The sequence below is a fragment of the bacterium genome (assembly GCA_021159335.1).
GTDB lineage: Bacteria > UBP14 > UBA6098 > B30-G16 > B30-G16 > JAGGRZ01.
The window spans coordinates 1-19149 of record JAGGRZ010000015.1; the positions used below are offsets into that span (position 1 = coordinate 1).

At 43.8% G+C, this 19149-nt stretch carries 17 protein-coding genes, 2 tRNA genes and 1 other RNA gene; 16 read left to right on the plus strand and 4 right to left on the minus strand.

Annotated elements, in window-relative coordinates; translation table 11 throughout:
- The 9 genes from J7J62_00990 to J7J62_01030 all read left to right on the plus strand — a co-directional run.
- Positions 1-618, plus strand: a 618-nt coding sequence (locus J7J62_00990; GenBank protein ID MCD6123737.1) for a hypothetical protein, incomplete at its 5' end; no start/stop codon positions are given.
- Between the two features lie 180 nt (positions 619-798).
- Positions 799-1791 carry an AmmeMemoRadiSam system radical SAM enzyme gene (amrS, locus tag J7J62_00995; GenBank protein MCD6123738.1) on the plus strand — a complete coding sequence of 331 codons (993 nt, stop codon included), beginning with the start codon at positions 799-801 and terminating at the stop codon, positions 1789-1791.
- A gap of 119 nt (positions 1792-1910) precedes the next feature.
- A complete protein-coding gene (locus tag J7J62_01000) occupies positions 1911-3473 on the plus strand; it encodes a T9SS type A sorting domain-containing protein (GenBank protein ID MCD6123739.1) in 1563 nt (520 codons plus the stop codon).
- Between the two features lie 88 nt (positions 3474-3561).
- The gene (gene lpxA, locus J7J62_01005) at positions 3562-4359 is read left to right on the plus strand and encodes an acyl-ACP--UDP-N-acetylglucosamine O-acyltransferase (protein MCD6123740.1); all 798 of its coding nucleotides are present in this window, start codon (positions 3562-3564) and stop codon (positions 4357-4359) included.
- Positions 4350-4964 carry a 3'-5' exonuclease gene (locus J7J62_01010; protein MCD6123741.1) on the plus strand — a complete coding sequence of 205 codons (615 nt, stop codon included), beginning with the start codon at positions 4350-4352 and terminating at the stop codon, positions 4962-4964. Before lpxA ends, J7J62_01010 begins: the two co-directional genes overlap by 10 nt.
- Positions 4957-6639 carry a hypothetical protein gene (locus J7J62_01015; protein MCD6123742.1) on the plus strand — a complete coding sequence of 561 codons (1683 nt, stop codon included), beginning with the start codon at positions 4957-4959 and terminating at the stop codon, positions 6637-6639. The genes J7J62_01010 and J7J62_01015 overlap by 8 nt, the downstream gene beginning before the upstream one ends.
- A gap of 139 nt (positions 6640-6778) precedes the next feature.
- A complete protein-coding gene (locus J7J62_01020) occupies positions 6779-10648 on the plus strand; it encodes a fibronectin type III domain-containing protein (protein ID MCD6123743.1) in 3870 nt (1289 codons plus the stop codon).
- Between the two features lie 137 nt (positions 10649-10785).
- The gene (locus tag J7J62_01025) at positions 10786-11094 is read left to right on the plus strand and encodes a hypothetical protein (protein ID MCD6123744.1); all 309 of its coding nucleotides are present in this window, start codon (positions 10786-10788) and stop codon (positions 11092-11094) included.
- Positions 11066-12025 carry a bifunctional riboflavin kinase/FAD synthetase gene (locus J7J62_01030; protein ID MCD6123745.1) on the plus strand — a complete coding sequence of 320 codons (960 nt, stop codon included), beginning with the start codon at positions 11066-11068 and terminating at the stop codon, positions 12023-12025. Before J7J62_01025 ends, J7J62_01030 begins: the two co-directional genes overlap by 29 nt.
- 13 nt (positions 12026-12038) lie before the next feature.
- Here the strand turns inward: J7J62_01030 and J7J62_01035 are convergent, their stop codons facing one another.
- The 4 genes from J7J62_01035 to J7J62_01050 all read right to left on the minus strand — a co-directional run bounded on the left by J7J62_01035 (position 12039) and on the right by J7J62_01050 (position 14873).
- The gene (locus J7J62_01035) at positions 12039-12692 is read right to left on the minus strand and encodes a hypothetical protein (protein MCD6123746.1); all 654 of its coding nucleotides are present in this window, start codon (positions 12690-12692) and stop codon (positions 12039-12041) included.
- 73 nt (positions 12693-12765) lie between these two features.
- Positions 12766-13389, minus strand: a complete 624-nt coding sequence (locus J7J62_01040) for a dTMP kinase (GenBank protein ID MCD6123747.1) — start codon at positions 13387-13389, stop codon at positions 12766-12768.
- Positions 13386-14576, minus strand: coding sequence for an aspartate kinase (locus J7J62_01045; GenBank protein ID MCD6123748.1), 1191 nt, complete (start codon positions 14574-14576; stop codon positions 13386-13388). Before J7J62_01045 ends, J7J62_01040 begins: the two co-directional genes overlap by 4 nt.
- Before the next feature lie 3 nt (positions 14577-14579).
- Positions 14580-14873, minus strand: a complete 294-nt coding sequence (locus J7J62_01050) for a hypothetical protein (GenBank protein MCD6123749.1) — start codon at positions 14871-14873, stop codon at positions 14580-14582.
- A 177-nt stretch (positions 14874-15050) separates the two neighbouring features.
- Between J7J62_01050 and J7J62_01055 the strand changes: the two genes are divergently transcribed.
- From J7J62_01055 to surE, 7 genes are all read left to right on the plus strand, one after another.
- Positions 15051-15123, plus strand: a tRNA-Gly gene (locus J7J62_01055).
- An 8-nt stretch (positions 15124-15131) separates the two neighbouring features.
- A tRNA-Cys gene (locus tag J7J62_01060) sits at positions 15132-15203 on the plus strand.
- Between the two features lie 124 nt (positions 15204-15327).
- Complete coding sequence (accB, locus tag J7J62_01065) at positions 15328-15828, plus strand: acetyl-CoA carboxylase biotin carboxyl carrier protein (GenBank protein MCD6123750.1); 501 nt, start codon at positions 15328-15330, stop codon at positions 15826-15828.
- Positions 15829-15837: 9 nt separating this feature from the next.
- Positions 15838-17040 carry a type IV pilus twitching motility protein PilT gene (locus J7J62_01070; GenBank protein ID MCD6123751.1) on the plus strand — a complete coding sequence of 401 codons (1203 nt, stop codon included), beginning with the start codon at positions 15838-15840 and terminating at the stop codon, positions 17038-17040.
- Positions 17041-17094: 54 nt separating this feature from the next.
- An RNA gene (gene ffs, locus J7J62_01075) (signal recognition particle sRNA large type) lies at positions 17095-17364 on the plus strand.
- A 28-nt stretch (positions 17365-17392) separates the two neighbouring features.
- Entirely contained in the window at positions 17393-18277 is an 885-nt protein-coding gene (locus J7J62_01080) for a tetratricopeptide repeat protein (protein MCD6123752.1), read from the plus strand.
- A gap of 113 nt (positions 18278-18390) precedes the next feature.
- On the plus strand, positions 18391-19146 hold the full coding sequence (gene surE / locus J7J62_01085; protein MCD6123753.1) for a 5'/3'-nucleotidase SurE: 756 nt from the start codon (positions 18391-18393) through the stop codon (positions 19144-19146).
- The last annotated feature ends 3 nt before the right edge of the window (positions 19147-19149 follow it).

Genomic DNA, 19149 nt, shown 5'->3' on the forward strand with positions numbered 1-19149 from the left:
CTCATACATATCACAATATTTTTAGTTATATACTTATCGATGTTATTCATGTTTCGCGAGGACGCGGCTATAGTTCGATACATTGTTCCAATATTTCCCCTTATCATATTGATATTCCTTTATGGCATTAATGAACTTATAAGAGACAAAAAATTAAACAAAATTATAATTTATCTGATACTTGTACTTATGCTCATAAGCGCGACCGTTGCCTATGTGAAAACCGTGCGTACCAGCTTGCCATCCTTAATCTCAAACATAAAAGGAGACAGATTCGCAGGTTACAACCCAACCTATTCAAATTTCATATTGGCGTGTGAATGGATAAGAAACAATACGCCCGAGGATGCCCTGATACTATGCAGAAAACCTCGGCTCGCATGGTATTTCTCAGGAAGGAAAGTAGCCGAGTATCCATATGCAGAACCTCCAAAAATAATCGATTTTATAGATTCTGCGGGTGTGGATTTCGTAATAGTTGACAGAATGACATATTCGACAGGATATATATTAATCCCGGCGATAAATCAGTATCCTGAAAGGTTCGAAATAAAATATGTAACCGATAACGAGCCAAAAACTTTTGTGTTGAAAGTGCTCCCCAAAACCGTAAAATAATTAGAAGAAGCACGACATTTACGGGAAGAAATGAGCAAAAACAGTTTTAAAATAATCTTATTAATTCTGTTGATAGGACTTTTTACAGCCTCCAACAGCTCAATTCTCAACAGAGTTAAAAAAGCAGCTATTCTTACGGCTCAAAAAATTCGCAATTATGGTCTTTCTCTTCACGAAGCTATGTGGTACAGAAAACTTGCTGATGGTTCCGTTCAATGTGAACTTTGCCCGTTCAGATGCATAATAAAGGAGGGCGAGCGAGGAATCTGCGGTGTTCGTGCCAATATCGATGGTAAACTTAGAACGCTGGTTTACTCAAGACCAGTAGCGGTCCATATCGACCCTATAGAGAAAAAGCCCCTTTTCCACTTTTTGCCGGGCACCAAGTCTTTCTCAATTGCTACAGTGGGCTGCAACCTATCATGCATTTTCTGCCAGAACTGGACTATCTCACAGGCACTGCCCGAGGAAACACCTTTTGTCGTTATGACACCTCAAGATGTAGTCAGAAAGGCACTGGAAACGGGCTGCAAATCAATCGCATACACTTACTCCGAACCATCTGTGTTCTACGAATACATGTATGATACTGGCGTGCTTGCCCACAAAGCTGGACTTAAAAATGTGTGGATAACATGCGGTTACATTAACGAAAAACCTTTAAGGCAACTTGCGAAAGTTATCGATGGCGCAAATGTCGACCTTAAAGGCCCAGAAAGCTTCTACATAAAATACACGAAATCCTCGCGAAAAACGGTTCTTAACACGCTCAAGATACTTCGCCAAGAGGGCGTCTGGATAGAGGTAACCAACTTAATCATACCGGGCGCCAATGATGACCCCGACACTATTCGCGAAATGTGCCGTTGGCTGGTCAAGAATCTCGGTCCCGATGTTCCCCTTCATTTTTCGAGGTTCTATCCCAACTATAAACTAAACGATAGGCCCCCTACTCCCGTCAAAACCCTCCATATGGCAAGGCGAATAGCGCTCGAGGAAGGTATAAAATATGTCTATATTGGCAATGTTCCCGGTGATGCTGGAGAGGACACATATTGCCCCACCGACGGCAAAAAGCTCATCGATAGAGAGGGATACTGGATAGTCGACTATAAGCTCGATAGCAATGGTTGCTACGGGAAAAGCTGCTGCGTACCCGGGGTGTGGAAATAAGGGGTTAATTATTGAAAAATTTTCGGAAAACACAGCAAAAGGAGGATTATATGAAAAATTACTAAGAATTAGGCGAGGAGAGCAAAAATTGTAGCCAAAAAATAAGAAAGGGGGAAAATATGAAGTGTTTAAGATCTATGATTTTAATTCTAATATTGATTAACATTGTGCACGGCTCAAATTTTTCCAGAAAAATTGAATTGTCATATCTCGATATTGTCCGCGAACTCGCCCAAACACCAGATGGTGGATATATCCTTGTGGGAATACTCAGTAATCCATCAGAAATGGGCTTCTCTCCATATTTGATTAAGTTCGACCAAAATGATTCAATAATTTGGATAAAAGCGCTGGACATAACGAATCTTGACACAGCAATTATTCCCATTTGCCCTACTCAGGATAGTGGTTGCGCTATTGTTATCAATTCAGATTTCATGGTTACAGCACCAAAAACGACTATTGTCAAATATAGTAAATCTGGAAGAATCCAGTGGGCGACCCAGATATCATTTCCAGATACAATAAGTATTTGGCGATTTCCAGATATTACCCAAATTTCGGATGAAGGATTTATTATTCTTATTCCAATAACTATTTCATCATTAAACTCACGAATAGGCGTATTTAAACTTAACTCAGCTGGAACACTTGAGTGGTCAAAGACAATCTCAACTCCTAATTCCGTCACCAAAGCAAAAGTAGTGCCTGAAACGAACAACAAATTCACAGTCGCCCTACAAACATTTGCCCCCGGAACAAACAGCATAGTTTTAGCTCAATTAAGATCCTCAGCCCGAGCAATAAGAACACGCCAATTTTCATTCGTTACAGATGTCAGACTATCGGACTTCAAGAAAACCAGCGATGGTGGATATATAGTTGCTGGCAAATGCAGAGACGCAATCGGTTACTGGAATATATTTTTGATTAAAGTCGACAGCATACTTTCGTTAAACTGGGCAAAAATATTTGGCTTAAATCGCATGAACCTTGCGGTTAACCATGTTGCACAAACATTTGACGGTGGGTACATAATTGCTGGACAACTAATAAAAAATTATAATCCAAAGGAATTTCTTGTGGCAAAATTCGACTCCGCTGGCGATTTAAGCTGGGCAAAAGTAATACCCGATAGTCTTAGCAGTGCTGAAGATTTATTCCAGAAACAAGATAGTTCAATCATAGTTATAGGAAAAACGACTAAATACGCTCGTTATGTGCAGGCTTCAATACTGGCAAAATTCGAGAGAAACGGTTACAATTGCCTTACTGTAGATACTATGCTCACTTCATCTGTCATGTCTCCGTCAATATCTCTTGGAATCGTAAGAGCAGAAACTTTGTTGATTACATCGAGTCATCCGACCGTTGTGGATACCCCAATTCCTTATGTTGATTCCTTGATATGCTACTCTACAAAAGTGGCTGAGGAAACGAAAACCCCTATGCCCTTAAAAGTAAGTTTGCAACCTAACCCATTCAACAACGCCTGCATCATATCCGCACCGAATGCTGCATCCATCGAAATTTTCGACATAAGCGGAAAAAGAATTGCACAATTTATGCGCTCAAATGTCCTGTGGAAACCCGACGAAAAATTAAGAAGTGGAGTATACATAGTGAGAATTAGACTCAGAAACGGAAAAACCCTGAGTTATAGGGCATTTTTCATTAAATAACTGTTCCCCAGCATTTCTTGCTCAAACAGAATTAACACGGCTTACCTTTACCTTGCGAAATTAGCCCGAGATTAATTTATTAATCAAAATGGGTATTAAGATACATCCTACTGCGTATGTTTCGCCTGGTGCTGAGCTTGGCGATGGGGTCGAAGTTGCTGAGCACGCTATAATACGCGATGAGGTCGTGCTGGCTGAGAATGTTTATGTCGGACCCTCAACTATAATAGAAGGTCCCACCAGCATCGGCGAAGGAACGAAAATTCTTTTTGCCGCATCCTTGGGACTCCCCCCGCAAGACCTCAAATACCGTGGCGAGAAAACCGAACTCATAATAGGAAAAGAGAATGTGATACGAGAATTCGTTACCATTCATCGTGGCACAAAAGGCGGCGGCGGAAAAACGATAATTGGCAACAACAACTTGCTTATGGCCTACACACATGTTGCGCACGACTGCAAAATAGGGAACAATGTTATATTAGCCAATCTTGCCCAACTTGGTGGACATGTACTAATTGAGGACATGGCTATACTTGGCGGAATGGTAGCCGTACACCAATTCGTAAGGATTGGTAAGCTCGCTATGATAGGCGCATCATCGCTCGTTTTGCAGGATGTGTTGCCTTTTGCTTTGGTTTCAGGTAATCCAGCACGGGTAAGAGATATAAACAGAATCGGTATGAGAAGGAAAAATTATCCTCGCGAGAAAATAGATGCAGTTCATAAAGCGATAAAACTTATTGCGCACTCAGGATTGGCACTACCGCGAGCTATACAAAAAATAAAGCGTGAGGTCGCCAACACTGACGAAGTAGAGCACATCATTAAATTTGTGGAGAACAAAAGCAGCCGAGGCATAATGCGGGGAAAAATATGTCAATAAATCCCAATGACGACATCCACAACATTAGATTCCTTTGTTTCGATTTCGAGATGACGGGGCTCGACCCTTTACGCGATTCAATAATCGAGATAGGTGCGGTTCCACTTTTCGGGACCGAATTTGATGGAGAAGTCTTTTTTACTCCTGTCCAACCCATGACTTTCGTAAGCACACAAAGCAAGAAGGTTCACGGACTCGACGGCGATGAGCTATGGATGGCACCCACAGCTGAGGTAGCTCTTTCAGAGTTCATTCAACTTGCGCAGGGCAGAATACTTATGGGACAGAATCCTGCCGTTGACCTTGCGTTCCTGTGGTACAACGCAAAAAATATCGGCTTCTCACCGCCCACCGACTGGGCTATCGACATATCAAAAGTCTTCTCAAAAATTTTCCCGTCACACAAGCATCTAAACCTAAGCTCCATGGCGGAACGAGTCGGAATAACAACAAGAAGATGGAAACACAATGCTCTTGACGATGCACTTTTAGTTGCGCAGATATTCCAGAAAGTGGTGCCAACATTAAGCAGACATGGAATAAGAACTCTTAGAGAACTAAGGAACCTTGCTTCAGTAAGAAGAATTGAGGACAACTATGTTTAGCACCATATTTAAACTAAAACTAAAACTTATTCTGAGACTTATTTTCACAGGTGACGCGGAACACTGGGCTAAAGTAGCAACGGCGATAGTGGTTATAGGCGGCTTTTTCGCTGGAATATATTACATTTTCCTGCGAATATTCAATTATTTCATCTCAGTAGAGGAAATAGGTGTTGCACTCGCCGACAGAGTAATATCCATAGGCTTTCTTGCTTTTTTCGTGATGCTTTTGATAAGTAACATTATAAGCTCCATTTCCACACTTTTTCGCTCAGCAGAAACGGAATACTTCATGTCCATCCCAATGACCCACAGTCAGGTTTTCTGGAGCAGGTTTGTGGACAACTTCTTCTACTCTTCATGGGCAACGGCAGTAGCTGGTTTCCCTATGGCTTTAGCATACATAATTACCAATCACATTCCAGTCTGGCGGTCAATATGGGTTTTTGCTGCGCTTCTTGTTTTCCTTATCATCCCAGCGCTACTTGGCGCAGTTATCGCCATGATTCTTATGATAATAGCGCGAAAATTCACTTTCAAGTGGACTGCAATATCATTGGTAATAATAAGTTTGGCTGTTATCTACATATATGTAAAAAACAACCTTTCAGGCGGGCTAATGTATAATGTGCTCGGGGATATGACCATGCTCAACTACTACCTAAGGGAACTCGGCAGTTATAGAAATCCATATTTTCCACATATATGGTTTGCCGAAATAATGCGCTCCCTTAGGTTAGGAGACTTCCGCCACGGTCTCATGTTCAGTTCTGCTTTGGCATCATCCGCACTTTTTGGATTGCTCGTTACTGATATCATTGCCAAAAAAATCTTCTTCCCGTCTTTCGAAACAGCCTTAACGATGACTCAAAAGAAGCAAAGAAAAATCCGCTCTATATTCAAATCATTAGTATGGCGAGGATTAGCATTCGTGAGTCAGGATGTCCGCGCGCTAACCGCAAAGGATGCCAAGCTATTTTTCCGTGACGCCAATCAATGGTCGCAATTCACCGTGCTTCTCGTGCTTTTAATCCTCTATCTTGCCAATTTGCGTTTCGTTCCCCGCCACATAACGAGCACATATCTTCTGACATTAATAGCTTTTGCTAATTTCGCATTTTGCGGGTATATACTTGCGACGCTGTGTGTACGATTCGTGTATCCAGCTATAAGCATGGAGGGCAAAAGTCTTTGGGCACTGCTTTCCTCTCCTTTAGAAATTAAAAAGCTTTTTCGGGAAAAGCTTTCAACATCGTTTCTCGTATTTTTGATAGTTGCAGAACTAATAGCACTTATTTCGAACAGTATGCTTGCTTTTAACACTATAATAACTGTGCTAACCGCAGTGGGAATTTTCCTTATGAGCATATCACTTGTGAGTCTTAACACGGGACTGGGAATGGCCATGCCGAATTTTGAGGAGCTGAATCCTATGCGAATAGCAAGCTCGGGCGGTGGCATGATAGCTGCATTAACTTCGTTAATATATGTGGGAGCTATGGTAATACTTCTTGCGGTTCCTGCACACAGATACATGCTCTTTGTCAGAACCGGGCAACCATTCTCAACAATTGAAATGGCAATAATTATTGGCATGGCAGCGCTTGTTAATGCTCTCGCAATGTATTTCCCGTTAAAAGTGGGTATGAAAAGATTTGCGAATCGAGACTTCTAACTGCAAAAGCTTGGCTTGACATAATTTTGATATATAGATATTTTAATTTTCAAATTAAAGAAATTTCTAAATGAAACACGCTACTAACGAAAAAAATCAAAGTTTGAGAATTTGTGTATTAATTTTTGCTTTCTTAACTTTGGTATCCTACCTTTCTGCTCAATCCTCGAGCAGCTACAAAATAGAGTGGAACACGATAGATGCTGGCGGCAGTGAGGGAGACCTCATGCGCTCAACTAACTACAAGTCCACAGCTGCCGTTGGTCAATCCACGCCTATCGATGTCAGCTGGCTTCATAGCACACACAAACTCGTTCACCTAGGTTTCAGAAAAATTGACCTCGACTGGAGACCACCATTAACCCAGTTTTTCGGCGACATCGTTACCTACGATACCATATCGGCCGACTCAATACTTCTTTTCTGGATAGGCAACGACACGACTCCAGAGGAAGGTTTCGGCTGGGGAATGTGGGTTTACGACCTTCAATACAGACCCAGCACAACCGGCACATGGACATCTTTACTTACCGAATCCCCCGATACATCGTACATGTTCAGAGGCATGACCGATGGAATGTGGTATTACTTTCGTGTCCGTGGACACGACCTTGCAACCAATGTTCCCGATTGGGACACATCTTTGGTCGCGATAGACTCCGTTTATTGCCAGCTAATACTCTATAATTTAGTTGTGGAGACCGGCTTTCCTGACGGAATAATAATAGTTGACGGCGCAAGCTACACCTCACCTTTCATTGAGTACTTTTCGGGGACAATAACACACACTATCGCGGTCTACGAAACAGTTGTCGTTGGTGATTCAGTCAGATACATCTTCAAGCAATGGGAAGATGGTGATACATCTCTTCTGCGGACGGTAACTATTTTGGGTGACTCAACGCTAACCGCGATATATAAGCCGCAATACAGGCTAATCATAGCCAACCCTTCAGGCTACGATACTCCATCACCTGACACAGGGCATTACTGGATAGATTCAGCTGGTACAGTGCTTGCAACCATGACTACCTCTCCAGTTACTGTCGCTGCGGGTTCGTTGGCGTACTGCATAGGATTCTACGGAACCGGCTCAGCACCCGATTCAGGATTTGGCACCAGTGTATACTTTACAATGAGTTCTCCCTCAAGCATTACATGGCGATGGATAACAGTTCCAGAAGGAACTCCCGAATGCACGCTTTATGTTTACTCACAATATGGTCATCCGATGCCATCGGATACAACCGTTTATCCATGTGGCACACACATAGTCGCCACGGTTGAGGAATCCATTTTGGTTGGTGGCTTATGGCACCACTGCACAGGATGGCTTGGTGGTGGAGCAGTACCCGATTCGGGAACCACCAACACCGTTGCTTTCACGCTAACAGCGACATCGTGGATAGTATGGCAATGGGACTCGCTGTGGCTGCTGCCACTGGTAGTGGAAAACGACGGGATAACTCCATCTGATACCGACGGTTACGATACCCCCTCTCCTCCACCAGGATTTTATTGGGTTCCGAAAGACACGATAGTAAACGCATCAATACACATAACGGACGCTGCGGCATTCATGCGCTACATAGGGTATTGGGCAAGTGGGTCCATATTCCCGCCGGCGGGTATAGACTCATTGCTGTCGTTCAGAATGACACAGCCAACATGGTTGCACTGGCGGTGGGCACCTGCGGGAACAACCATAGTCTGTCTCGCGGTATTCTCCGAGTATGACGCACCCAATCCACCCGTTGGGGTCACATGCTACCCGTACGGAACTACCATAAATGCTTCGGTAGCGCCAATGACAGCTGACAGCCACTATTGCACGGGCTACTGGGGAAGCGGCTCTGTGCCGACAGATACAACCGGAACCGACCCCACCCCCTGGGAAGTAAGCTTCAGTCTTACCGAGAATTCGCAACTCGTGTGGATGTGGGATTCACTCGTGAGATTCCCGCTTGTAGTCAGGAACGAAGGGGTGTCTCCAACCGATACGGACGGTTATGATACACCAATACCTACAGTGGGGATTCATTGGTATGATAGCGGTGACACAATTTTCGCGCACATAAACCGCTACGACTCTGCAGCTTCTATGCAATGCATAGGTTTCTGGGGAAGTGGGTCAGCACCAGGAGCATCATCGGATACTGCGGTGGAATTTACGATAAGACTTCCAAGCTTTATAAGCTGGCGATGGGCACCATTAGGGACCACCATAGTCTGCTTAACCGTTTACTCCGAATACGGCACACCAATGCCTCCAAGAGGGACATCGTGTTATCCTATATACACAACAATCACAGCAACAGTTGACGAGTCCGTGTATGTTTCAGCTATAGGTGATTGGGTTAATGTAAGAGGTTACCGTGGTTCGGGTTCTGTTCCTGATAGTGGTTTTGGAAATTCGGTAACATTCACAATAGACACTTCCTCGTGGATAGTATGGCAATGGGATACTACGCTTCGCTGGCCATTTGTCGTGGTAAGTGCGCATGATGCTCCTACTCCACCTGTGGGCACAAATTGGTTCGACGATGGCGACACAATAAATGGTCATGTCTGGCTTACAGACGGGGCATGGGCTTGCATCGGATACAACGGCTTCGGTGACCTTGATAGCAGTTTCACTCACTTTTTCGAATTCGTGATTCATTCACCTTCAGGGGTGGAATGGCTGTGGAGCACTACAGCAAAAAGAATTATAGTTCAGAAAAATCCGCTCTCCGATACACTCGGATTCATAACTATAAACGGAGTAACATTCTATAACTCATCATCTGAAACACTTTATGCTGAAGCCGGAGAAACGCTTGAGCTTTCCGTATCACAAATAGACTATCTGCCAGATTCGCTAAACAGATTCCACTTCAACATGTGGCTTGACAGCGTATACGACACATCGAGAACATACATCGTTGTAACTGATACCATCTTCTATGCCAACTATGTGCCGCAGAATCTGGTTATCGTGAGGAAAATACCGTCTTCAAATGTTTTCGGAACCCTTACTGTTGATACTACTACTTATACCGACTCAGCGTCTGTATACCAAGAGCTCTGGCTTGAGAACGGAAGCATTCACATGTTCACAGTATCAGACTACGATACATCGGCAACCGCAAGATATGACTTCACCCAATGGGATGATAGCAGCACATCGCCCACAAGGGTCATAATAGTCATGGGACCTGACACGCTGACCGCATATTACTCGGCAAGCTATTTGATAACAATAGTGAAAAACCCTGCTGAACCTTATGGTTGTATTTATTTACCAGATACCAGTATCTGCGGTGCCTCCATAGCTTCCTTCTGGAGCGATGAAAGCACAACGGTAAGTTTTGGTGTTAGTTGGCGCGACACGGTTCCCGGAACCGATTCAATGTACACCTTCAGCATGTGGGAAGACAGCACAACAGATACCATGCACAGTTCGATTTTAGTGGTTGAACCTGACACCTATGTGGCATATTACATCGGCTCGATATATGTTATCTGCTTACAGCTTGATCAATACGGCTCAGTCGGCGGGGCAGACTCGCTTTATTGGAACCCAGGAACGGTTAGCGTAAACGAAACTCGCTCAATGGGACCAGGAAGTATGGGCGGAAGAATAAAAGCAACGAACTGCGGAACTGTAGATTTAAGGCTTTCGCTAAGAGTGCAGGGCACATATAATGCCTCGACGGGCGATACAATTCCATGGTCACCTGGATATTCACCTGGTAATAATCGCTTCGTCCTAAGAGCAAACATTAGAAACACAGACTGGCCCCCGATAAGCTACCTTCCCACTAATGATTACATACCATCCACATGGCGTTACGCCACTAATAGCACTGATACACCGCCCTCTATATTTGGACCGGCAGGAGGAAGAATAACTCCGTCGGGAAGTGTTTATATGTTTATGCAGTTCATCGCGCCCACGGCATCGTCCGTGTATGGCGTGCCGATTGTTATCGTTGTTAATGTCAGGGCTCAAATAAGGTTGCCATAGCGAAACAATCATCAGAGCAAACGGGAAGAACTATAAAGTTTTTGATTTTTAAAATCCTCTAAAATCTGCCAAACACTATCCTTAAAAACATACCTTGACTAAAGGTCATTAAAGGATATTTTCACTTCATAAAAATCATGGAACAGATAAAAATACAAAAAGACATACTTATTGAGGACCTCGTTGAACGGTATCCAGACGCTATTCCGTGGCTTTCGGAGCGAGGTATTGTGTGCCTTGTTTGTGGTGAACCTGCATGGGGTACGCTTGAGGAACTTGCTCGCAAAAAAGGAATAGAAAACATAGACGAGCTGGTGAACCAACTATCGGAATATTTGACGAAAGTCGCAAAAGGTGAAATAGCAAGGACTCAGAAAAAGCCGGAAGATACTATCTACTTGGAAATCAAGCCTGACGATGAAAAAGATAACGATAAAAGGTCATGAAGAAGATGTGCTCACAGATTCTGCCCTGATGATAGGAAGTTTCGACGGGGTTCACCTTGGTCATAAGGCAATAGCTGATACATTAATAGCAATATCCAGACAAAAAGGGTTAAAACCTTATGCCTTAACCTTTGAGCCACATCCACGACTGGTTCTTGGAAACAACATAAAGCTTTTGACGACACATTACGAGAAATTCATGCTTCTAAGCAAGCTCGAACTCGATGGCGTCGTTTATGTGGATTTCAACAGGCAAATCGCCGACATGTCTTATGCTGACTTCGTGGAACAATTCATAGTCAAAGCTCTCGGCGCGAAACTCGTGGTTGTGGGATATGACCATCACTTTGGTCGTGGTCGCGAGGGTAACCCCGAAAGACTTACAGAGCTCGGAAAGCTTATGGGATTCGATGTAAAAGTTGTTCAACCAATAAAACTTGGCGAAAAGACTATAAAAAGCAACACCATACGGGAACTTGTCGAATATGGCGACATAGCCGAGGCAAACGCGATGCTTGGTCATCTTTACCTTATCTCAGGTATAACCGTCAAAGGAAAAGGGCTTGGCGAACAAATAGGCTATCCAACCGCAAACATTGAAGTTCCCGAAGAAAAACTGCTGCCCCTGAACGGCGTCTACGCAGCTATGGTCGGATTTAATGATAATTTTCCCGACATGCCTGCTGTCGTCTATATTGGGACTGCTCCTACAGTATCTGGTAAAAAGAAGATGGTTGAAGTCCACATATTTGACTTTGAGGGAAAACTTTATGGCACCCGACTCAACATAGGGTTGGTGGACTTCATAAGAGTAGAGCGGGAATTTTGCTCAACTGAGGTCCTTAGGGCTCAAATAGAAAACGACATAGAAAGAGCAAAACAGATAATAAATCGTCACATTAAAAAAGAACCAGCTCACAAAACCATTTAAGCATTAAGACGACTTAATCCCAACAAAGCCCAATATACGCAGCGAATCCCCTCGGTTGAACCTCACCACCAGGTATTACCATTATGTCATTTATTTTCACAGCATCGTATTCCAGAGGTGTACCATCGTAGTATGATGCCTCGCCGAAAATTCCTAAAAAAAGCACCCTTATCTTAAAACCAGCACTTATCATCCATATTGGCTTCCAGTTTTGGTGGTTCTCATAGGGTTTGAAAACTGGTGTTGCACCCGGCAGGGAATACTGAACTCTGTTTAGCACTGTCGCGAACGATACACCACCGCCTATCATCGTAAAAAACTCGAGCCCTGCTATAAGCTGCGAGAAACCGACCTTAAACCCCGGAGCCACTATCACCGCCGTGTAGCCTATTCTTCGCCAAAGGTGAGCTATCGTGAATGTCGAATCGAGCAACTTAAAATCAACCTCTGTTTGCCTGGTGCCATTTATCCTGACACTCAGGTCAAGCATAAAATTTCGCTTTGACTTCAAGGTTAAGCCAATAATTCCGGAATTACCTGTGCTACCGTCGATCTGCTCAGCCTGTGAGGCGAACTGCCCAACTCCCAATCTCGCTCCGACACCCTGAGAGTAGCAGTCAGTGGCAAAAAGCAAAAATAAAACTATTTTAAAAAAGCGATTTTTCATTAATCTTCCAAATTATTCTTCTAATAATCCTCTTTAAAGGATAATCATAATTAACGAAATTTCAAGCTATTAATTAAATTATCTCTTTTATTCGATTTTTTATTCTCTCAAAAACGCTCTCAATACTGCCTTCGCCGTTGATTACAACAAATCTTTCTGGTTCTCTACCAGCAATCCACAGGTAGCCAGCTCGGACTTTCTCAGTGAACTCGCGGGATTCAGCCTCGAGTCTATCAGGTTTCTTGCCTGATTTAGCCATTCTTTCTGCCGCTGTCCCAGGGCTTACATCGAGAAAAAATGTAAGGTCAGGTTTCAAACCGCCAGTGGCAAACAGGCAAGTTTTCATTACCTCTTCGGGATCGAGCCCCCTCGCAAAACCTTGGTATGCCACCGATGAATCGAAAAACCTGTCCGAGATAACCCATTTACCGCTTTTTAATGCAGGAAGTATGACTTCATCGACAAGTTGCGCTCTTGCCGCTAAATAAAGCATAAGTTCAGCTTTGGGCGAAATAGCAAAATTGTTGTGTGAAAGAAGAATTTTCCTTACCGCCTCGGCAAATTTTGTTCCGCCTGGCTCTCTTGTCAGAATAACATCAAAACCCAGCCCAACAAGATAATCATAAAGCATTTTTGCCTGCGTAGTCTTACCGCTACCGTCAATGCCTTCATAGGTGATAAACTTGCCGAAATTCATAACTTCTCCTCTTCAGCTATAAGTCTTTTGTGAAGCACCTTCTCGGCAGAAGCAACAAAATCCTTAGGCAGGATTATGAACACCGATTGATTGGTAGTTCCTATGTGATGATAAGGAATAGCATTTTTCTCGAGGATTTCTGTTATCAAAACTATTGCTTCAGCGCTGTGTGCTATTCCGTATCCGCTCGCAGCAACCAATCCAGCATCGTAAATTCTGAATGTATCTCGCCCGGTATCTCTTATAAGTTTATCAACTTCGGGAAGCTGGTCCGGCAAAATCCAGAAACTAAGCCTTATGTTCACATTCTCCACGGTAACCGATGGATTTCTTAAGTTGGTTCTAAGCTCGTCAAGTTTCCTGACAACATTTCGGAAAGATTCCCTGGGTAATGTGGCTTCAATCCAGTAAATTTCCGGGTGAGATGATACGGCAATAAATTTTGCCCCTTCGAGAGATTTTGACTTTACCATGGTATAGTTCCCTTCCTTCATGCTTGAGGCAAGGACTAATTTTACGCCGAATTTCCTTGCCATCTCTACGGCGCGCGAATGAACGACCTTCGCGCCAAAAAATGTCATATCGAACAATGTTTCATAATCTATTTCATCTATATGTCTTGCACCTTTAACTTTTTTGGGGTCAGCTGAGTATATGCCATCCACATCTGAGTATATTTCGCACACATCGGCACCGAGAGCACATGCTAATGCTACTGCCGTAGTATCCGACCCACCGCGTCCAAGCGTTGTTATCTCACGCCGACCCGAAACACCCTGAAAGCCCGCTACTATAACTATTTTGTCATTATTAAGCTCCTCTATTATTCTGTTCGCCCGAATTTCCACAATCCTTGCGCGAGTGTGATTATCGTCGGTTATTATTCCGCTTTGCGAACCTGTGAAAGAAATTGCTCTACCTCCATTGCACCATATAGCCATGGAAAGAAGAGCCATCGAAATCCTCTCGCCCGCTGTGAGAAGCATATCAAGTTCCCTTTCCGGAGGATTGGGAGAAACAAGCTTGGCAAACTCAAGAAGCCTATCGGTTGTGTCAGACATTGCGGAAACCACGACAACCAGCTTTTCGCCGCTTTTTTGCCTTTTTACTATCTTCTTTGCGACCTGCTTTATGCGGCTTATCGTCGCGACACTTTTACCGCCGTATTTCTGGACTGTTATCTGCATAAGTCACGAGAACCTGGCATAAATGTAGATTATCATTATAAGCGCAAGAAGAAACGGCAGGACTCCCAGACCAACCTCTATGGCACCGAAAAGTCCGAACCTTTTCTCGCGTTCGACACGGAAATTAGCTATAATTCCCGCCACCGCGAAAGGGAAGGCAGAGAAATACAAAGCAACCGCAATACCAACCATTATTCCGCTCGTCTCGGAAATCTTAATCGCAATAGACTGAATTATGAATCCCAGTATGACAAGGATAAAAGACAGATGTGCTAATTCTTTTGGTCTTCCGAACATTTTTCCTCCAAACTGCTTTTAACATAAAATTACCCTAAAATTCTGTGTAAGTCCATTTAATTTTACCTCCTTGCAAGAATCAAGTTTTCAAAGCCAATTCAGCACAAATGATATCAAAAAGTATATCGTAAAAAAATCTTGACAATCAACTTTTGATTTTTAATTTCTTACACTGATGCGGGAGTAGCTCAGGTGGTAGAGCGCTACCTTGCCAAGGTAGTCGTCGCGGGTTCAAGTCCCGTCTCCCGCTTATTTTTTGGCGGCGTAGCCAAGTGGTAAGGCAGAGGCCTGCAAAGCCTCGATTCACCGGTTCGAATCCGGTCGCCGCCTGAATTGGAAAACAACAAAAGTAGATGCTAAAAATAAAAAACAAAATACTCTCGTCAGCCAACCTATCATATCACTTGACAGAAACAAAAATTTTTGCTTTTATACCCTCAAAGGGGGAAATTAAATGAAAATAGAAAAGTTAAAGGAGCTGATAAAACTTGTTGAGGAAAGTGAGATATCATCGCTTGAAATCCATTACTTTCTTGGCAAAAAGATAGTTATAAAGAAGAATCAGAACCACTTTGCTGTGCAGCCGGTTATAACTGGTCCTGCTGCCGTAGCAGGCACAGAGGCTAAATCATTACCTGTCAAGGAAGAATCAAAGCCACAGGAAGCAGAACAAGCAAAGGAAGAGGCAAAAGAAGAAGAACTGGAAGAGGAAAAGTTATACAAACTTACGGCACCAATGGTTGGAACATTTTACAGGCGACCATCACCGGGCTCACCTCCTTATGTTGAGGTGGGCGACCACATAAAGCCGGGTCAGGTTGTTTGCCTTATAGAGGCGATGAAGCTATTCAACGAAGTAAAAAGTGAAGTTTCAGGCACTATAAAGAAAGTTCTTGTCGAGGACGCCTCACCAGTAGAATTCGGTCAACCTTTGTTTTTGGTCGAACTCGATTGAGGGTAGATCATGCTCGACTTAGTGGCACTTCTCAAAAAAATGCCCGAATTGCCAGCCTCGGACCTACATCTAAGAGTTGGAACGAGACCAGTCTATAGGGTTAATGGAAAATTGGTTCGGGTGAATTTGCCGCCGGTAACTCAAGAGGACATGGAAAGGCTTGTTCATCAAATACTTACGCCAGAAAGACTTCAGAGATTCAAGAAAGAATACGAACTCGACTTTGCCTATCAGCTTGAGACTGGCGAGAGATTCAGGGTAAACCTTTTCCACCAACGGGAAACATACGCCGCTGCGATAAGGTTGATAAATACATATATTCCATCGTTCGAGGAGCTTAATCTTCCTGATGTGATAAGAAAAATAGCCGATAACCGTCGTGGACTTGTGCTCGTTACCGGAGTTACTGGTTCGGGTAAGTCGACAACGCTTGCCGCGATGATAGACTATATAAACTCTACGCGCGCTGAGAACATAATAACCATAGAGGACCCCATAGAGTATCTCCACACCAATAAAAAAAGCATTATAGCCCAAAGAGAGCTTGGGATAGACACGCTCTCATTTGCCGAGGCATTAAGGCGAGCAATGCGCCAAGACCCCGATGTGATACTTCTCGGGGAGATCCGAGATGCTGAAACGATGCAGATAGCGTTAATGGCTGCTGACACCGGACATCTCGTGCTTTCAACACTTCATACGCTCGATGCTTTGCAGACAATCTATCGAATTCTTTCCTTCTTCCCGCCTCATCAGCATCAGGAAATAAGGCTTGTGCTTTCGTCAACCCTAAGGGCAATAATCTCTCAGCGTCTCGTTCCGAGGTCGGACAAACCGGGGCGTGTCCCCGCTGTGGAAATACTCATTGGAACCGCAGCAGTAAGAGAATGTATAGTTAATCCCGAGAAAACATCGGGGATACGCGACCTTATTGCAGAAGGCACAGTGCAATACGGAATGCAAACTATTGACCAGTCGCTGTTTTACTTCTACCAGCGTGGTATGATTTCACTCGAGACCGCGCTTGCTAATGCCTCGAATCCTGATGATTTCAAGCTAAGAGTTGCTGGTGTCGTTGGTGGTTCCGATCGCGGATGGAAAGAATTTGAGATAGAAAAACTGAAGGAAAAGCGCGCAAAGGAAGACAAAGAAAGTGATAAGAGTGAGGACGAAGAGCCTCCACTTGCTGAGAATAGAGGATTTGATCTTTAACAAATTATTCTGTGATATTGACTTATTGTTTTAGATAGTTATTTTTTATAGGGTCCGTGCTAAGCGGGGGGTTGCCGGTCCCCTGAACCCGAAACCCGGCATATGCGGGGCTTAATTCCCGCTCTGAGGTTCACCTGTTTTCGGGCAGGTTTTGCGGCGGTGGCGATGATGTTCAGGTCCTGCGCAAACAGCGCTATCTGAACCCCGCCAGGCCCGGAAGGGAGCAACGGTAGGATAGTTAGCTGTTGTGCCGCAGGGTAGCCTGAACGGAGTCACCAAAGCAAGACCACCGAAATACAAGGGAATCGAGGAGCGGGTGCACGGACCCACAAGGTTCCAAAAAGGAGCTATAATGCTTTATGTAGGAATAATACTGGTATTAATAGGGATACTAAGTATAGCACTCCTCTTATTACACAGGCGTCGCACAGAACCACCCACCGAATCCCAGATAGAAAGCGAAGCAAAAATCGAGGAGAAAATAAACTTCATAACTCAAGGCCTTCCCGAATACGACGACATTGTCGAAATCCTCGAATCAGAAGACCCAACCGTAGTAAAATTGTCACGCATATTCGATAAACTGCTTCTAAGCAATAGGATATCAGCCGCTGAAAAAATAGCTGACCTTATACTCGAAATAGCCCCTGAGTCAGCAGTAGGATACATGCGATTAGGACTCGTATCCATGAGAAGAGGAAATTTCGAGAAAGCCGAAAGATACCTGAGAACCGCGCTGGACATATCTCCTTCGCTCGTCAAAGCTATGAATAACCTTGCATACATCCTCAACTACCAGAAAAGATTTGCGGAAACCGTTGAGCTAATGGAAAAAAACATGGACATCGTAAACCAAAACACTGTGGCAATGATAAACCTTGCCATAGCTTATTTTCATCTCGATAAAATTAAGAATGCATTTGAGCTTCTTAATAAAGTTTACAAGAAAGACCAGCAAATACCTGAGGTGCACCTTTACATAGGTCATTGCCTAATGAAACTTGGCGAACATGATAAAGCAATGCTGGCTTACCAACGCTATAAAGCTTTGGTTGGGCAGGAAGGCGCCGAGAAACCAAGCGATGAAGCAGGAAAAGCCGAAGAGTCTCAGCAAGAGATACCTCAAACAGAAATAGCTACCGAGAAGAAAGAAATAGTCATCTCTGAAAAAGAGGACGAAAAGGAATCCGAACAGCCCCAAAACCCCGATGAAGAGCTTCTGGACGAAGAGAAATGAAGATTAAGTAATTTATTAACCCACCATTTCCCAGACTGTAAAAATATCTCAACTAAACCATTGCGTTTACCCTATTTTAGGCTATTTTATCTCAAGTAAAGGAAGGAGTATCTATGGCAATTCTTCTTGTAAACGACGATGGTATATATTCGCCGGGATTGCTGGCGCTTTACAGGAAATTCAGGGATGAATACGATGTGGTTATCGTAGCACCCGACAGGGAGCAAAGTTCAGTGGGGCATGCTATAACGCTTTCCGACCCTGTTAGGATTCATGAGGTCGTTCAGGATGGTAAGTTTTTTGGTTATGCCGTGAGCGGCACCCCCGCCGATTGCGTGAAATTAGCTGTAAGAGTTATACTTAAAAGACCGCCGAATCTTATTATTTCAGGAATAAATCAAGGAGCCAATGTTGGAGCATCACTGATATACTCCGGCACTGTTTCCGCTGCCACGGAAGGAACGATGTTGTCAATACCATCCATAGCGGTTTCACTCGACACGCGGAGACCCGACGCAGATTTTTCCGTTGCGGCTGAATTCACTCTGGAAATAGCGAAAAAGGTTTTAAAATTCGGTTTGCCAGCAGGGGTTTCATTAAACATAAACATACCCGCGCTATCCAGAGAGAAAATCAAGGGAATAAGGATAACACGACAGGCGATAACTTACTTTGACGATTTTTTCGAGCGAAGAATCGACCCGCAAGGAAGAACATATTACTGGATGAGCGGCACGATGGTTGAGATTGACCGCGGCGAGGACTCCGACCTTATGGCACTTAAAGAGGGGTATATCTCGATTACACCGATAAAATATAATCTTACCGCAGTGGAATATTTCGATTCGCTAAGAAAACTTTTCGAATAAAAA

Coding starts and splice junctions, on each gene's coding strand:
- J7J62_01035 (MCD6123746.1), bottom strand. CDS start 12,692: ATGAAAAATCGCTTTTTTAAAATAGTTTTATTTTTGCTTTTTGCCACT.
- J7J62_01040 (MCD6123747.1), bottom strand. CDS start 13,389: ATGAATTTCGGCAAGTTTATCACCTATGAAGGCATTGACGGTAGCGGT.
- J7J62_01050 (MCD6123749.1), bottom strand. CDS start 14,873: ATGTTCGGAAGACCAAAAGAATTAGCACATCTGTCTTTTATCCTTGTC.
- J7J62_01070 (MCD6123751.1), top strand. CDS start 15,838: ATGCTCGACTTAGTGGCACTTCTCAAAAAAATGCCCGAATTGCCAGCC.
- J7J62_01010 (MCD6123741.1), top strand. CDS start 4,350: ATGTCAATAAATCCCAATGACGACATCCACAACATTAGATTCCTTTGT.
- J7J62_01025 (MCD6123744.1), top strand. CDS start 10,786: ATGGAACAGATAAAAATACAAAAAGACATACTTATTGAGGACCTCGTT.
- surE (MCD6123753.1), top strand. CDS start 18,391: ATGGCAATTCTTCTTGTAAACGACGATGGTATATATTCGCCGGGATTG.
- J7J62_01000 (MCD6123739.1), top strand. CDS start 1,911: ATGAAGTGTTTAAGATCTATGATTTTAATTCTAATATTGATTAACATT.
- J7J62_01080 (MCD6123752.1), top strand. CDS start 17,393: ATGCTTTATGTAGGAATAATACTGGTATTAATAGGGATACTAAGTATA.
- lpxA (MCD6123740.1), top strand. CDS start 3,562: ATGGGTATTAAGATACATCCTACTGCGTATGTTTCGCCTGGTGCTGAG.
- amrS (MCD6123738.1), top strand. CDS start 799: ATGTGGTACAGAAAACTTGCTGATGGTTCCGTTCAATGTGAACTTTGC.
- J7J62_01045 (MCD6123748.1), bottom strand. CDS start 14,576: ATGCAGATAACAGTCCAGAAATACGGCGGTAAAAGTGTCGCGACGATA.
- J7J62_01015 (MCD6123742.1), top strand. CDS start 4,957: ATGTTTAGCACCATATTTAAACTAAAACTAAAACTTATTCTGAGACTT.
- accB (MCD6123750.1), top strand. CDS start 15,328: ATGAAAATAGAAAAGTTAAAGGAGCTGATAAAACTTGTTGAGGAAAGT.
- J7J62_01030 (MCD6123745.1), top strand. CDS start 11,066: ATGAAAAAGATAACGATAAAAGGTCATGAAGAAGATGTGCTCACAGAT.